At 36.6% G+C, this 15,033-nt stretch carries 13 protein-coding genes; 5 read left to right on the top strand and 8 right to left on the bottom strand.

Annotated features, from left to right (window positions below; translation table 11 throughout):
- Positions 1-241 precede the first annotated feature (241 nt).
- Positions 242-1,147: a thiamine-phosphate kinase gene (locus M0P98_07355; protein ID MCK9266673.1), complete on the top strand. Its 906-nt coding sequence runs from the start codon at positions 242-244 to the stop codon at positions 1,145-1,147.
- Between the two features lie 17 nt (positions 1,148-1,164).
- Here M0P98_07355 and mazF read toward each other — a convergent pair whose 3' ends face one another.
- The 7 genes from mazF to M0P98_07320 all read right to left on the bottom strand — a co-directional run bounded on the left by mazF (position 1,165) and on the right by M0P98_07320 (position 8,607).
- A complete protein-coding gene (gene mazF / locus M0P98_07350; GenBank protein MCK9266672.1) occupies positions 1,165-1,512 on the bottom strand; it encodes an endoribonuclease MazF in 348 nt (115 codons plus the stop codon).
- Complete coding sequence (locus tag M0P98_07345; protein ID MCK9266671.1) at positions 1,506-1,748, bottom strand: AbrB/MazE/SpoVT family DNA-binding domain-containing protein; 243 nt, start codon at positions 1,746-1,748, stop codon at positions 1,506-1,508. Before M0P98_07345 ends, mazF begins: the two co-directional genes overlap by 7 nt.
- A gap of 120 nt (positions 1,749-1,868) precedes the next feature.
- Positions 1,869-4,649, bottom strand: coding sequence for an excinuclease ABC subunit UvrA (gene uvrA, locus M0P98_07340; GenBank protein MCK9266670.1), 2,781 nt, complete (start codon positions 4,647-4,649; stop codon positions 1,869-1,871).
- A gap of 179 nt (positions 4,650-4,828) precedes the next feature.
- A complete protein-coding gene (locus M0P98_07335; protein MCK9266669.1) occupies positions 4,829-5,638 on the bottom strand; it encodes a PIG-L family deacetylase in 810 nt (269 codons plus the stop codon).
- 87 nt (positions 5,639-5,725) lie between these two features.
- Positions 5,726-6,310 (bottom strand): type II secretion system GspH family protein, encoded by a 585-nt coding sequence (locus M0P98_07330; GenBank protein ID MCK9266668.1) that lies wholly within the window; start codon positions 6,308-6,310, stop codon positions 5,726-5,728.
- 7 nt (positions 6,311-6,317) lie between these two features.
- Entirely contained in the window at positions 6,318-6,815 is a 498-nt protein-coding gene (locus M0P98_07325; GenBank protein MCK9266667.1) for a type II secretion system GspH family protein, read from the bottom strand.
- Positions 6,816-6,849: 34 nt separating this feature from the next.
- The gene (locus tag M0P98_07320; GenBank protein ID MCK9266666.1) at positions 6,850-8,607 is read right to left on the bottom strand and encodes a type II secretion system GspH family protein; all 1,758 of its coding nucleotides are present in this window, start codon (positions 8,605-8,607) and stop codon (positions 6,850-6,852) included.
- A 246-nt stretch (positions 8,608-8,853) separates the two neighbouring features.
- Here M0P98_07320 and tilS point away from each other — a divergent pair, with 246 nt between their 5' ends.
- From tilS to M0P98_07300, 4 genes are all read left to right on the top strand, one after another.
- Entirely contained in the window at positions 8,854-10,233 is a 1,380-nt protein-coding gene (gene tilS, locus M0P98_07315) for a tRNA lysidine(34) synthetase TilS (protein ID MCK9266665.1), read from the top strand.
- 66 nt (positions 10,234-10,299) lie between these two features.
- On the top strand, positions 10,300-11,439 hold the full coding sequence (locus tag M0P98_07310) for a Gfo/Idh/MocA family oxidoreductase (GenBank protein MCK9266664.1): 1,140 nt from the start codon (positions 10,300-10,302) through the stop codon (positions 11,437-11,439).
- A gap of 53 nt (positions 11,440-11,492) precedes the next feature.
- The gene (locus M0P98_07305; GenBank protein MCK9266663.1) at positions 11,493-12,425 is read left to right on the top strand and encodes a hypothetical protein; all 933 of its coding nucleotides are present in this window, start codon (positions 11,493-11,495) and stop codon (positions 12,423-12,425) included.
- 366 nt (positions 12,426-12,791) lie between these two features.
- The gene (locus M0P98_07300; protein MCK9266662.1) at positions 12,792-13,781 is read left to right on the top strand and encodes an amidohydrolase; all 990 of its coding nucleotides are present in this window, start codon (positions 12,792-12,794) and stop codon (positions 13,779-13,781) included.
- A gap of 101 nt (positions 13,782-13,882) precedes the next feature.
- Here the strand turns inward: M0P98_07300 and M0P98_07295 are convergent, their stop codons facing one another.
- On the bottom strand, positions 13,883-14,743 hold the full coding sequence (locus tag M0P98_07295; GenBank protein ID MCK9266661.1) for a zinc metalloprotease HtpX: 861 nt from the start codon (positions 14,741-14,743) through the stop codon (positions 13,883-13,885).
- Between the last annotated feature and the right edge of the window lie 290 nt (positions 14,744-15,033).

Here is a 15,033-nt window from a genome sequence, read left to right as displayed (position 1 = left end):
CTCGCCGTAGGCGGAAAAGGAATGGGAATAAACAATAGTGGGGATAAAAGCGAGGATTGCCGCAGTCACACAAAGCGTTCCTTCGCAACGACAAAAAGCGTCGGTTAGCACCTCGTAATTCGTGAATAGACACATACTTTTTTAACGAAAGGAAAAGCAAAAAAATAATAAGGATAAATACGAGGGTTGCCACGTCATTAGAAGGCATTCCTCGCAATGCCATAAAACGACGGATAAAAATATGGATGAAGAAAAAATAATAGAGTTTATAAATAATAATATCAAAATAAAAAACAAGGATGTTATATTGGGTCCTGGTGATGATACAGCTGTGCTAAAATATGACGCAACCAACTACCTTCTTTTAACAACAGATTCTGTAGTAGAAAATGTACATTTTAAGAGGGACCATGCAACCCTTTACCAGATAGGCAAGAAAGCTATGGCAGTCAATCTTAGTGATATATCTGCAATGGGAGGAACACCTCTATATGCACTTGTATCTGTGGGGTTTCCTGATGGGACAAAAAATATAGTTGCGCCTCTCCTAAGAGGTATGGAGAAGATGTCGAGTTTATATAATTTTGATATTGTGGGGGGAAATATAAGTAAGGCGCCTGTTCTTTTTATTGATGTTACAATGGCAGGTATAGTTGAAAAGAAGTATCTTAAACTTAGAAGTGGTGCTTGCGTTGGTGACAATATTTATGTTACAGGAAAACTTGGAGGTACCATTTTAAAGAAACATTTAAATATTGTACCAAGAATTAAAGAGAGCAGAATACTTATTAAAAGAGTGAATGTAACATCTATGATGGATATTTCTGATGGGCTTTCCACTGACCTTACACGGCTTGCTAAAGCAAGTAAAACAGGGTTTAGACTTTGGCTTGACAAGGTTCCTACTTCTGCTGACGCTATAAAAATGAGTTCTTCAAAAAAAGAAGCCATAGCACACGCATTAAATGATGGAGAGGATTATGAACTTCTTTTTACAGTTCCATCTTCCTGCAAGAAAGATGTTCCAGCAAAAATAGGTAATACTATTGTTACTTGTGTAGGTGTGATTACAGAAGAAAGAAAATTTGAAGGGGTTTATCAAGACGAGGTTGTTAAAATAGAACCTTCAGGGTTTTCCCATTTTTAATAACGGATAACAAGGTTTTATTCAAATAAGAGCAGATAGATTTTTTGTAGTATTTCGTTGATTGTTTCAGCCGGCAGAGTGCATATAAATTTAGCGCTTCTACTCCGCCAATCCAGACTTTTTATCTGGTCGGACAGAACAACTCCCTCTACACATATATTTTTTGGGAGTAACACCTCAAAAGGATACCCTTTAATCTGACTTGTAATCGGGCAGAAGATAGCAAGACCAACTTTGCTATTGTAGTCTGATGGAGAAATGACAACAGCAGGACGTCGTCCTGTTTGTTCATTTCCGACCTGAGGAGTTAGCGTTATGGAAACGATATCGCCTCGCTCAGGTATATATGGCTTGGAACTTACCAAATTTCACCTCCCACTGGTTTGCCAATATCAATTTCAGTGTGCAGATTGTTCTTCTTCACTTTAGATAGAAGCTGATTGAGAGTCTTTTTCGGCTTTTCTACCGGTGAAATAACGAGTTTTCTTTTTTTAATTATTATATCAACAGTAGAATTTTCTTTTAGGCCAATTTCATCGGCAATAATTTTGGGGATGCGTACTGAAAGACTGTTGCCCCATTTCTTTATATTGGTTTTCATATTATCGCCTCCCTTTTTGTATCTACAATGAATATACATTAAAAATTCATTTTTGTCAAGTTTAATAAGGTTTTCAGGAATTGTGAAGTAAGAAAGACGTTCCAACAAAGGTAGGTAATACTATTTTTTTAAGATTTCTTTTAAAAAACCTCCTGTATGAGATTTTTTGTAGGAAGCAACTTTTTGTGGGGTTCCTTTTGCTACAATTTTGCCACCTTTGTCGCCTCCGTCAGGACCTAAATCTATTATATAATCGGCAGATTTTATTACTTCAAGATTATGTTCTATCACAAGAACTGTTGAACCTGTATCTACAAGGTTATTCAACACATTAAGAAGTTTTGCTATATCTGCAGAATGTAGCCCAACGGTTGGTTCGTCAAGGATATATAATGTTTGTTCGTTACCTTTTTTTGAAAGTTCTGTTGCAAGTTTTACCCTCTGGGCTTCTCCGCCTGAAAGAGTTGTTGCTGGTTGCCCAAGTTCAATATATCCAAGACCAACATCGTAGAGGGTTTGAAGTTTTGCTTTTATAGAGGATGAAGATTTAAAGAAACTTAGCGCATCTTCTATTTTCATTTCAAGCACTTCTGTTATATTTTTTCCTTTATAGGTAATCTCAAGGGTTTCTCTGTTATATCTTTTTCCTTTACATACATCACAGGGGACATATACATCAGGTAAAAAATGCATCTCTATCTTTTTGATTCCGTCTCCTGTGCAAGCCTCGCACCGACCTCCTTTTACATTAAAACTAAACCGACCTTGTTTATACCCTCTTATACGAGACTCTTCTGTATTAGCAAAAAGTTGTCTTATAAAGGTAAAAGCATTAGTGTAAGTTGCAGGGTTTGATCTTGGAGTTCTACCTATAGGGGATTGGTCTATAACAATAGCTTTTTTTATATTTTCAACCCCTATGATAGCATTATGTTCTCCCGGTTCTTCCCTTGATTGGTAAAGAATTTTTTTAAGCCCTTTATAAAGAATATCTTCAACAAGACTACTTTTGCCTGACCCTGAAACCCCAGTTACACAGACAAACATACCTAAAGGAATTTTAACGTCAATATTTTTTAGGTTGTTATGTTTTGCTCCAAGTATATGTAAAAATTTCTCGTTACCACTTCTTCTTTTTGTAGGGACAGATATTTTAAGTTTTTGAGAAAGGTATTTGCCTGTAATAGAATTCGGGTTTTTAAGTATCTCGTTTACTGTCCCTTTAGCTACAATTTCTCCGCCGTATCTTCCCGCTCCTGGCCCTAAATCAACAATATAATCTGCCTGTCTTATTGTTTCTTCGTCGTGTTCAACCACTACCACAGTATTTCCAATGTCTCTAAGTTGTTTTAGGGTGTTGATAAGTTTAATGTTGTCTCTCTGGTGGAGCCCAATGGTAGGTTCATCAAGTATATATATAACACCTACCAGCCCTGAACCTATTTGTGTGGCAAGTTTTATTCTTTCTGCTTCACCTCCAGAGAGTGTATGGGTCATTCTGTTGAGGGTAAGATAGTTTAACCCTACCTCTTCCATAAAAGTAAGGCGGCTTGTTATCTCTTTTAATATCTGTTTTGCAATAATTTTATCAGTATCTTTAAGTTTAAGAGTAGAGAAAAAATCTTTTGCGTCTTTTATGCTCATAGATGTAATGTCTATTATAGATTTATTGGCTACCTTAACATTAAGAGATTCCTGTTTTAACCTACCACCCTTACATTCAGGGCAACGGACTTCCCTTATATATTTTTGGATTTCTTCTCTTCTATATTGGCTTTCTGTGTGATGGAATAGACGTTCAAGGTTAGGGATCACTCCTTCAAAACCGTATTCTTGAGAACCATAAAGAAGAATTGTAATCTCTTCTTTGGTAAGGTCGCAAGGGCGGTTATCTATACTTTTACCTATAGTTCTTAAAAACGTTCTAAGTAACCTTCTGTAGTATAAAAATAACCCTCTACCACCTGCTTCATGCCAAGGTTTTACCGCTCCATTTTTGAAAGTGGTTTCGTTGTCTGGTATAACAAGACTTGGGTCGACTTTCATAAGAAAACCGAGCCCTTTACATTCAGGGCAAGCACCATAAGGGCTGTTGAACGAGAACATTCTTGGTGATAACTCTTCAAAACCTCTACCACACTTTGTGCAAGCATAATTTTCGTTATAGAGGGTGTCTGTACCTTGTAATTCAGATATCAATAACCCTTTTCCAACCTTTAGAGCCATCTCTACACTTTCTGCAATCCTATCTCTATCTTCTTCTTGGGGTATAAACCTGTCTATAAGAACATCTATATTATGGATTTTATATCTGCTAAGTTTTATTTTTTTATCTATCTCATAATATTTACCATCAACCCTTAACATCAAAAACCCGCTTTTTTGTATCTGTTGTAGTATGTTGACATATTCGCCTTTTCTACCTCTAATAATTGGAGCAAGTATACTTACAATTTCTTTGCCACTTTTTATATTAGATATTCTGTCTATGATTTCTGTTGAAGATTCTCTTGAGATGATTTTTTGGCAATCAGGGCAGTACGGTACACCTGTTCTTGCAAACAACAATCTTAGGTAATCATATATTTCTGTAGTTGTTGCAACTGTGGAGCGAGGGTTTGAAGCAGATTTTCTCTGCTCAATGGCTATAGCTGGTGGTAGCCCTGTGATATGTTCAACATCAGGTTTTTTCATCTGTTCAAGAAATTGGCGTGCGTAAGCTGAAAGACTTTCAATATACCTACGCTGCCCTTCTGCGTATAAAGTATCAAACGCAAGTGAAGATTTTCCAGAACCAGATATACCTGTAACAACTATAAGTTGGTTTCTTGGGATATCTAGGTCAACATTTTTAAGGTTATGCTCTTTTGCGCCTTTTATGCTTATATATTTTGGTTCCATAAATGGGTATTATACCATTTTTTTAAAATAATTTCTATTATTGAGCGTGCAGAAGTTGACAAAAAGCGTTGATTTATCCCGAGTACCCCCGAGGGATTTCCCCCGACAGTATTTCTGAGGGGTACTCGGAACAAGGCGCTTCTCGTAATGACAAGTAAAGGCAAGACAGAATGGGCGGATTAAAGGAAAGGGAAGAGGGTTGGTATCTCTTCTTGAGAAACAATTTGCCTACCAATAGGGGCAGAAACTATCGCCTCAATACATCTTATTTTATCTGCGTTTTTACCATATTTTTCTTTGAGCCATTCTCTGTAGTTGTTGGCGATTGATATATCTTTTTTACTGCGCCATTTATCAAGAAACTTAATTTTTTCTGTATCATCAGAAGGGACCTTATCAAGAAAACCGCCTATCCAAGGCAACCATTCATACATTTGGGATTTATGTTGATGTAATACAAGAAGTTTTTTTTCCCATATTAAGTCAATAGGGATACAAAGGTTAAATATCCCATCAACAGGCGCTGATGAAAAATAGAAATAATACGGGTTATGTTTCATTGGTGGGGATTTAGGGTCAGCGTTGGGTACCATTACCATATATGAGGTGTCAATGACTAATTGGTTGGTATATCTGTGGTCAGGATGGTATTCCATAGGAGAGTGAGTAAATATAGCGTCGGGGGAAAATTCTCTTATGACTGTAAGAAGTTTTTTTCTATAATATAGAGTAGGTTCCAACTCTCCATCGTGGAAAGGCATAATTTTATATTTAACTCCCATTATTTTTGCCCCTCTATAAGCCTCTTTTTTACGTATAGAGGCAAGTGTTTCCTTGTCTATACTCTGGTGACCTATATCTCCGGTTGTCATAGAGACCATTAACACTTTATGTCCAAGTACACTGTAAAATATTGAAGCTCCTCCAAAAGCAATTTCAGAATCGTCTGGGTGAGCACCTATAACCATTATTTTTAGTTGTTTATCCATATTTTATTTTTCTCTGTTTTTGCTCTATTTTATCACACCTTCACATCTATTAAAACAGGGGAGGTTCAATTTACTGAGGGCTTACAATCAGGGTAAAGATGGGGAAGATATTTTGTTGCGTAGTTTGACCCCTGTTGTCAGAACAGCAGGGTGTAAATCTTTCATTGATGGGTCCGTAGGTTTTGCAGATAGAGTTATTTTTATAAATGTAATTGTCCCAAATTGGTCTGGTATATCTCCCTCTTCTACTTGTTCACCTTTAGAATTAAAATACTCAAACCTCGAAGGGTTTTCAGGATATACTTCTTTTGGTAAAAGCATTATTTTGTTTCCAGGGTCAAGGTCCATTCCGTTGACAAAAATTTTGCCATTCTCTGGGTTAATCGTTACGTCCATTCTATCTATAGCCTCGTTAATAACTACGAAAGTCGTAGATTCACCAGATTCAAGAGAAGTAGCATCTATAAGTCCCCATTTTTTGTCCTCTCCATAAGTAATGGTAGTAAGCATTTGTGATAGCACTTGCTGTATCTCGCTATGAATAACAATCGTTTTTCTTACTTTTGCGGCTCTTGTATAAAGATATGTCACAAGACCAAAAACTATTATAAGTATTGCTGTTGCTACCAACAGTTCTATTAAAGTAAACCCTCTCTTGTTTGTTGTGTTCATTACTTTATTACTCCGCGCCGTCTCTTGAAATAATTATAGAATTTTTTGAAACAGTATATTTATCTTTTTTTCTTAATATATATATATCAATCTGGTGATACATTGTTAAGTCGGTATCATTGACTATGCTACCATCAAAAAAAGTATTGTCCCAAGAATATCTAAAATCGTATTTTCTTACAATAAAATCTTTTTCAAAGCCCGATGGAGCCCAGTTGTCCCCGTCCTCTTCTGGGTCAACCTCATCTGGTTTTTTATATGTTCCGTTGCCAGGTCTGTCTCCAAAAGATGCTTGCCTATCACAATAAATTGGTGGAAATTCAATATTTTTTACATCTTCAATTGTGTATTGTTCAAGAGCGTTGGCTATCATTAGTTCGTTTGCTTTGCTTATGACATTCATATTGGCAGACATAAGCATAAGAATAGTAGCAAGCACAACCGCTATCAAAAATATTGCTACTATTATTTCTAAAAGAGAAAAACCTCTTTTACTATAAAACATTTTTTTCATCATATTCATAATTTATAATATTTTTTTACCAAGTAATTTTCCAACTATTAGGTACAGGTAAATATTTTCTTCTGCTACCTGTAAATCCTTTATATACCTCTGAGTTACTTTTGTTTAGGTATGGTGCTGGGTCATAAACGATAGTTCCTTTTGTTATTGTTAAAATTCCCCCAGCAATAAGGAGTCCTTCAATAGTATTGTTTGTATCTATGGTTATGTTATGTTTGGAATATATACTTTCCTTGGCGATTGGGTTGCTGTCTTCATCAACATTAATATTAATCTCTAAGTCGTTTGATTCATTTATTATACAAAACCTGTTATTATCATTATCTTCAAGAGAAAAAGCATCTTCTACATCTATTTTTATTTTGTTAGCATCAAAAGAGTATATTGCTGCTCTCTGGGGGTCACCTAATTTTATGGTAAGAGGTTTCTTTATTGTTAAGACCTGCTCAGTAGTATTACTATTCATTATAATAGCAGATTCATAAGTACTGTTTGTTGCGTTTATGGTGGTATCTCCTGATATAGTAACATCATTACTTGCTAAAACGCTACCATTTATAACTGTTTCTTCTGTATCTCCACGTATAGTAAGATTATTTTTTGTTACAAGGCTACCATTTATAACTGTTCCTTCTAAAATCTCTATTTCGCTACTTGTTAAAACAGTTCCATTAACTGTTGTTTTGTTTAAGGTTAAAGAGCCATTTCTAACAACAAGGTTGCCCGTAATTGCTGTGTCTTCATCCACGGTTACAGAATGATTACTATCAACCTCAAAAGCAGAGTTGAGATTGGCAGGAGTTCTGATATCTTTCTTTATTTCAATGTCTCCTCCATCTACTTTGAACCAATACCGAATATTAATATTTCCTCCTAAGGCGTGCATTCTCGCATTTGACGACACTATTTGAATGTTAGCAACTGAAGCAAAGTCTCTTGGTCCAAGATTGTCATTAGTCCTTCCAAATATATACGTTCTTGTTGCCTGGTCCCAATATACACCAATATCAAGTGCGTTCACTTGTAATGGCTGGGCATCACCAGGACGTTCAACATATCCGTTGCCATCATATATTTCAGTAAAATAGTCAGGGTGAGGTGTTGTTGGCATTAATGGTATATTGGGGGTTGATATGTTGTGTGTAGGGATGTGTATTTCTGTTTCTGTCCAGGTAGCGTCTGTCCATGGGAAGGGGTCTGGTTTTGTAGAAGATGTTGTTATGTTACCTTTTATGGATACGTCGTTGGGGTTTGGAATAGCAACAGTTGATGCATATATAACCTTTTTGTTAAATGGATCAGCAATACCTTGTTTGTTATTGTTTAAAGGTGTTCCTGAGGCGTTTTCTCCACGTATGTTAACAGATATTGTTGCAGACCTGCCTTTGTAATATCCAGTTGAGGTAAGGGTATCTTCGTTAGGGTTTCCTGTTGTTGTTATTTGAACCCTACATTTTGCATTGGGTATGCCTGTTGGATTATATTCTCTTCTGTAGCTTATCCAGGTCTCTACAGTTGTTCCGTCGGATGAAGAACCTTGAAAATAATAGTCGCTTGTAGGATAGTCCTGATGGTCGTACCCTTTATGGTTTAGCCAATAGAAAGCATCTTGTATACCCGATTCTGCTATTGTAAGGGCTGTGGTTTTGTCTTTATAGAAGTGGGCTCTTCTTATGGCTGTTGTTGAGGATATAACTACGGCAAGTATAAGGGAAGAAAAGATAATTATCATCACAAGCACCATTATCAGAGCCATCCCTTTTTTTGTTTTCATGGTATTGTCCTTATTTGTTATCACAGTAAAATTATACCTTAATTTTATAAGTTTTGCAAGTAAAATTTCTGGTAAAAAATCCTTGTCTTTATCCTTGCCTTGTCGCCGTTTTGTGGCGTTGCGAGGAGTGTTTGTCCCGAGTACCCCCGAGAGGTAGAGGTTGTATGCGCCGTAATACCAGAGTGAGTAAATAACACCCCATACTTTTTATTGACAGAAAGAACTCTTTTTAGTAATGTATAATGTATGGAGACACTTTTTAAAAGAGTAGAGATGTTTGTGTGTGAAGAAAAAATTATTGAAGATGGAGATAGGGTGTTATTAGCTGTTTCAGGAGGTCCTGATTCAATGTTTCTTCTACATTTCTTCTATTATTTATCTCAAAAAAATAAAATCACAGTTAAGGTTGCGTATATCCACCATCATATGAGGAAGAAAGCCGATAAAGAACTCCTTTTTGTTAAAAAAGTTGCGGAGTCGTATGGGTTTTCTTTTTATAGTGGAGATATCTATATTACAGGTAAAAGTGGTGTAGAAGAGAAAGGACGTATAGGGAGGTATAAAGAACTTTGTAGGATATCAGGAGATACGGGGTGTAACAAAATATCTACAGGTCATACCCTCGACGACCAAGTGGAAACTGTTCTAATGCACTTAATCAAAGGTACTGGGTTGGCAGGTATGCGAGGAATTCTTCCTATATCAGCACCTTTTGAAGATAAAGATATTGTTCTGGCAAGACCGTTACTTTCTATTTCTAAATCTGATATTGTTGCAGCACTCAAAAGAGAAGGTGCTAAATATAGTATAGATTCATACAACCTTTCTCCTGATTTTTTCCGTAACAAAATAAGACAAAAAATTATGCCGTTGTTAAAAAAGTATAATCCGAAAGTAAGGGAGAAGATACTTAGAACATCTTTGCTGGTACAAGACGATTTTGATTTCTTGAAAGAAGAAGCAAAAAGAAGTGTTGAAAAAATTTTTATTGAGAAAGATGAAACAATAGATTTAAATGTGTATAAAGGGTTACATATTTCTATTAAAAGAATGGTTATATCTCTGTTGGTAAAAAAAATAAAGAATACCCGCTACAGGTCTTTTGTTTTAATAGAAAAGATAAGAAAACGTCTTGATAAACTTGATTATGAATTTTTAAGTATAACCGACTTAGAAAGGATTATTAACGATAGACCGATTAAAAAAGTTTTTGTTCAAGATTTTGTTGAAATTGATTTGGATATACCTGGAACTGTTGTAATGGCAGATGGAACAAACGTTGAAAGTGACAAGATATCTGTATCTGATGAGATTTTTTGTAATAGAGAAAGGTTTATCTGTTATTTGGATATGGATAAGGTAGGTAAGAAAATAAAAATCCGAACTCGCAAAATAGGGGATACTTTTGTTCCTTTGGGGATGGTTAATAGAAAAAAACTTTCAAGGTTTTTTATAGATAAGAAGGTGCCGTCTTTAGATAGAGATAAGTATCTTGTATTTGAGGTTGGCAGAGAGATTATCTGGGTTTGTGGGTTGGAAATATCTGACAAGTTTAAGGTTACAGAAGGTACAGAGAATGTTGTGAAAATTTCTGTAAGACCAACTGTAAAAAGCCCTTTTATTTGACATAAGGTAGTGGGTAACTTACAATTTTTACTACAAACAAACTAATTAACTACATAGAGGGGAAAAATGGCACTAAAAAAGATTAGATTGGGAGTTGTTGGGTATGGAAGCGACCCAACTGTAGCTGCTCGTGGTCGGTTTTTAACAAAAATGACAACAGAGAATATCGAAGGGGTCGAAGCGGTTGGTATTTGTGATATAAATATAAAAGCGTTAGAACTTGCAAAAAAAGATTTTCAAGAGGTACCTCTATACGAGAATTTTGATAAGATGCTTGAAGAGGTTTCTATGGATGCTCTTCTTATAGAAACGCCTGCTCACTTGCATGCGGAGTTTGCTATTAAAGCTCTTAAAAAAGATATAAACGTCTTATCAGATATACCTTCTGTTAAAACCTTACAAGAAGCAGATGAACTTTGGGTAGCACAAAAAAATAGTAAAGCGTTTTATATGACAGGAGCTAACGCTAACTTCCCTGGGTGGATTGATACTGCTTTAGATTTAAAACGAAAAGGGCTTCTGGGGGAACCTTTTTATGTTGAAACTGCCTATATACATGATTGTAGGGAACTTTGGGAAGCAACACCGTGGCGTAAAAACGCTATATCTATTAGTTATTGCACACATTCACTGGGACCAGTTTTGCAGTTGGTTGAGGAGGACCTTAAATGGGTTTCTTGTTTTGATACAGGTAGCCATATAAATAAAGAAGAAGGGCAACACGATGCTATGACAGCAATTTTTAAGACAGATACTAACGTGGTTGTTCATTTATTGACCTGTTTTATAAATAACACCCCTTATGGTTGTCAACATAAGCACCGTTTTTTTACAACAAAAGGAGCGTTTGAGCGTACATTGGCTAAACCAACATTTAGGAGTACTGAAAGAGCAGCTCAGCAACGGATACTTTTTTGTACTAACCAACTATATGGGTATAACAATTGGATAGAGTTACCTATAGATGGACATTCGAGACCTGAATATAAAGGGAAAGAAAAGTTGGGGCACGGCGGAATAGATTATATTATGATGGAGCGTTTTACAAAGGCGGTAAAGGCGGGAGGTCCTTCGCCTATAAGTTTGAAAGAAGGGTTGCGTATGACTTTGCCTGGTATATACGCTGCGGAATCAGCAGTTAAAGGAGGCAAACTTCTTAAGATTGTATATCCTTGGGATGAAGACTGGAGTGTTGATAAAAAGTAGAGAAAGAAAAACAAAACCCTCTTGTGTTATTGTGTGAGGTAAAGGAGATAAATATGAGTGTAGATTTTAAGTTTGAGATGGCTAAATTTTTACCTTTTAGAGATATGGAAGAATGCGAAAGGGTTCGCAAAATCAAAAAAGAAGATTTCTTTAAACACCCAAACAAGAATTTTCAAATTAAGAGTTATCCTAATAAAGAGATATTTAAAATTAAATACCTTTTACATATGGTTGGAGGGATAAAGCAAAGTCTGGAGGAAGGGAAACAACATGTTATGATTCTTCCGGCGTGGTGTTTTTATCCTGAGTTGGCAGATATAGTTAATGAACTGAATATACCTTGCCATCACGTGCATACATTTAATATGGACGAGTTTGCTAACCAAGACGGTGTGGCTGCACCTAAAGAATGGCCGTTCAGTTTCCAGTATTCTATGTGGACGGCACTTTTTAATAGAATAAGACCAGAACTGAAGATACCTGAAAACCAGATACATTTTCCAAATGAAAAGAATGTTAATGATTATAGTAAAATGATTGAAGACCTTGGTGGTGCTGATGTTTGTTATGGTGGAATAGGTTGGTCTGGGCATATAGCGTTTTTTGACCCACATCTTGGAGATGAGTTTGGAGACGATATTGATGCATACCTTAAAGCAGGCACACGGCTTGTTGAACTTCATCCTATGACTATTATGCAAAACTCGCTGTTTTTATCTAAAAATAGTGGAGATTGGTCAGCCCATCCACCCAAAGCGTACACTATAGGACCTAAAGAACTGGCTGAATCAAAACTTGTAAGTTTCTGGTGCGGCTTTTCAGATAATGCGTCTATGTTCCAACGTTTTATAACTCGTTTGTCTGCACACGGTCCTGTTACACCTTATGTTCCAGCAAGTATACTTCAAATATTGAATAGTGAACTGTATGTAACCGACCAGATTGCAGAAGATTGTCATGAAGATGAGTTTAAATTCACTTTTTAGTGTATAAAGTAAAAAAGTATGATGTCTATTCACTAGATGCTACCCTCTCTTTGCCCTCTACCCATAGGGGAGAGGGCAAAGAGAGGGGGGCTTTTGCTTTTTGCTTGTAATTCCGGACGTGATCCAGAGTCTCATTTTTACTACTCCCCCATTCCGTCTTTGCGAGTGTTTCGTAACGTGGCAATCTCGCCGTAGGCGGAAAGGAATGGGGGAACAATAGTAATGATAAAAACGAGGGTTGCCACGCCACAATACGGCTCGCAATGCCAAAAAACGGCAGTTAAAAGAAGAGATCCTGAAACCCTGCCAGGGTAAACAAGTACAGGATGACAGGTTAGGAGAATTAAATAAAACAGGGGTAAGTTTATGGATAAGAAAAAATTGAAAGGCAAGATAATAGATTGCCATAACCATATAGGGGTCTCTATAAAAGCGTATGCTCGCTCTGAGTATCCTTATGCAGAAACTGTTGAATCTCTCTTTTGTAAACAACAATCAGCAGGCGTTGATGTTAACATTATTTTTCCTTTCACTTCTGACCTATTTTTCAATTTGAGGTCTCTTATATCAAAAGGTGTTAATATTTCTGACCGTCAACCCTTTTCAAAGGTTCCTTTTGGCTCAGAAAACAGTCTAATTATGGACGAACTTTTAAGGTTTAACCCTGAATATAGGGACAACTTTATTCCTTTTGTGTCTGCGGACCCTATGAGGAAAGTTGAGGCACAGGTAAAGCATTTTGAATCTCTTGAAAAGAAGTGTCCCATATATGGGATTAAGATAAACCCTACTTCATCTCAAAGTCGAATAGATTCTCTGTTAAAGAAAGGTGAGCCACTATTAAGGTATGCCAGAGAAAGGAATATTCCTTTCCTTTTTCATACATCTCCCAGCACAGACGATTACTATTCTTATGTTGGGGATGCGTTAAAAGTGGTTGAAAAGAATCCAGATGTAAGGTTTGCTCTTGCTCACGCTATAGTGTTTCATAAAGGGTTCCTTGATGTAGCAGATAGTATGCCAAACGTGTGGGTTGATACTGCTGCTTTAAAAATTCAGGTAGACCTTTTTAATCGCGAAAAATTTGGTGAAAACTATCAAGCTATAGATGCAGATTTTTCTGACCATAAAAAGGTTATGCAGAAACTTATGGAACTTTATCCGCATACGATTATATGGGGAAGCGATTCCCCTGCGTACTCATATATTTGCAGACGACTACAGGATAAGGATAGGTATATGGACTTTAATTATAAGGGTTCTTATCAAGGAGAAAAAGACGCTCTCGATTCTTTACCTAAACATCTTAAAGAAAAAGCCTCTAATATAAATACTCTTGACTGGCTCTTTGGATAAACCTTTTCTTTTTGCTTACAAACTTACAAGCTTTACAATCTCTCATTTTGTTGTTGGAGGAGCAGGCGAAGCAAGCCCTCGCAGTTTACAGTTTTTTTGTTCTAAATTGTTAGGTTCTCTAATCGTTTAATTCTTTCCTCAATAGGTGGATGAGTAGAGAATAGGTTGAATATAGATTTTGCTGTAAAAGGAGCTACTATAAAAAGGTGAGCAGTTGAAGGGTTAGCGTTCTGCATAGGGTGGTGTTTGACCCCTTCTGTCAGTCGTCTTAAAGCAGAAGAAAGGTATAGAGGGTTACCTGCAAGTTTTCCTCCTACTGAATCTGCAAGATATTCTCGATTGCGAGATATTGCAAGCTGAATAAGCATAGCTGCTATTGGTGCAAGTATAACCATAATTAAGGTTCCTGCTAAACCTATAATATTCCCTTCACCTCTTCTGTTGTTCCTGTTGCCCATACCTCCAAACATTGCTGACCATTGAGCCATTCTGGCAACAAAAGTTATAGCGCCAGCCATAGTAGCAGCAATTGTGGCTATAAGTATATCTCTATCTTTTACATGGGCAAGTTCGTGTGCAAGGACTCCTTTAAGTTCGTTGTCTGAGAGGAGTTCAAGAATGCCTGTTGTAACAGCAATGGCAGCATTTTTAGGGTTTCTGCCGGTAGCAAAAGCGTTTGGAGTGGCTGAGGTTATAAGGTATAACTTTGGCATAGGCATTCCTGCTCTCTGAGTAAGTTCGCTCATAATATTATATACAACAGGGACATTGTTGTATGAAATTTCTTTAGCTTTATACATTGCAAGGACCAACTTATCAGAGAAAAAATATGAAAAACCGTTCATTACAAGAGCAAAAATTAAAGCAATTAACATACCGCCTTCGCCAAAGGAACTCCCTATCAAGACAATTATTACTGTTAAAATACCAAGAAATAAAAAAGTTTTAAGTCGCATCGCCATTTTATTAGTTCCTCCTTTAATATTTTAATATATTGTACCACTTAAGGATTGTTAAGGCAATCTTTTGGTTGACTGGTGTTTTAACTCTATTATACAATATTATAAGTGGTAAAAAAGTATGTGGTGTCTACTCACTCTGGTACTACGGCGCATACACCTTCTACGCCACAATCGGGCACTCTGAGAACTCACCCTTCTGCACAAAGAGCGTCTCCGAAGGGCTTAACAGGCTCAGAGTAGAAGAACAAAAGGCTTGAACCTTTTGTTAACAGCCCGATTCTTGCTTGAGT

The sequence above is a fragment of the bacterium genome, from assembly GCA_023230585.1.
Classification (GTDB): Bacteria; Ratteibacteria; UBA8468; order B48-G9; family JAFGKM01; genus JALNXB01.
Note: the sequence above shows the minus strand (reverse complement) of the source record. Positions and strands in the feature narration are given on the sequence as shown.

Excerpts from the sequence above, each read along its gene's own strand:
- M0P98_07355 (MCK9266673.1), top strand. The coding sequence starts at position 242 with ATGGATGAAGAAAAAATAATAGAGTTTATAAATAATAATATCAAAATA.
- M0P98_07345 (MCK9266671.1), bottom strand. The coding sequence starts at position 1,748 with ATGAAAACCAATATAAAGAAATGGGGCAACAGTCTTTCAGTACGCATC.
- uvrA (MCK9266670.1), bottom strand. The coding sequence starts at position 4,649 with ATGGAACCAAAATATATAAGCATAAAAGGCGCAAAAGAGCATAACCTT.
- M0P98_07335 (MCK9266669.1), bottom strand. The coding sequence starts at position 5,638 with ATGGATAAACAACTAAAAATAATGGTTATAGGTGCTCACCCAGACGAT.
- M0P98_07330 (MCK9266668.1), bottom strand. The coding sequence starts at position 6,310 with ATGAACACAACAAACAAGAGAGGGTTTACTTTAATAGAACTGTTGGTA.
- M0P98_07325 (MCK9266667.1), bottom strand. The coding sequence starts at position 6,815 with ATGTTTTATAGTAAAAGAGGTTTTTCTCTTTTAGAAATAATAGTAGCA.
- M0P98_07320 (MCK9266666.1), bottom strand. The coding sequence starts at position 8,607 with ATGAAAACAAAAAAAGGGATGGCTCTGATAATGGTGCTTGTGATGATA.
- tilS (MCK9266665.1), top strand. The coding sequence starts at position 8,854 with ATGGAGACACTTTTTAAAAGAGTAGAGATGTTTGTGTGTGAAGAAAAA.
- M0P98_07310 (MCK9266664.1), top strand. The coding sequence starts at position 10,300 with ATGGCACTAAAAAAGATTAGATTGGGAGTTGTTGGGTATGGAAGCGAC.
- M0P98_07305 (MCK9266663.1), top strand. The coding sequence starts at position 11,493 with ATGAGTGTAGATTTTAAGTTTGAGATGGCTAAATTTTTACCTTTTAGA.
- M0P98_07300 (MCK9266662.1), top strand. The coding sequence starts at position 12,792 with ATGGATAAGAAAAAATTGAAAGGCAAGATAATAGATTGCCATAACCAT.
- M0P98_07295 (MCK9266661.1), bottom strand. The coding sequence starts at position 14,743 with ATGGCGATGCGACTTAAAACTTTTTTATTTCTTGGTATTTTAACAGTA.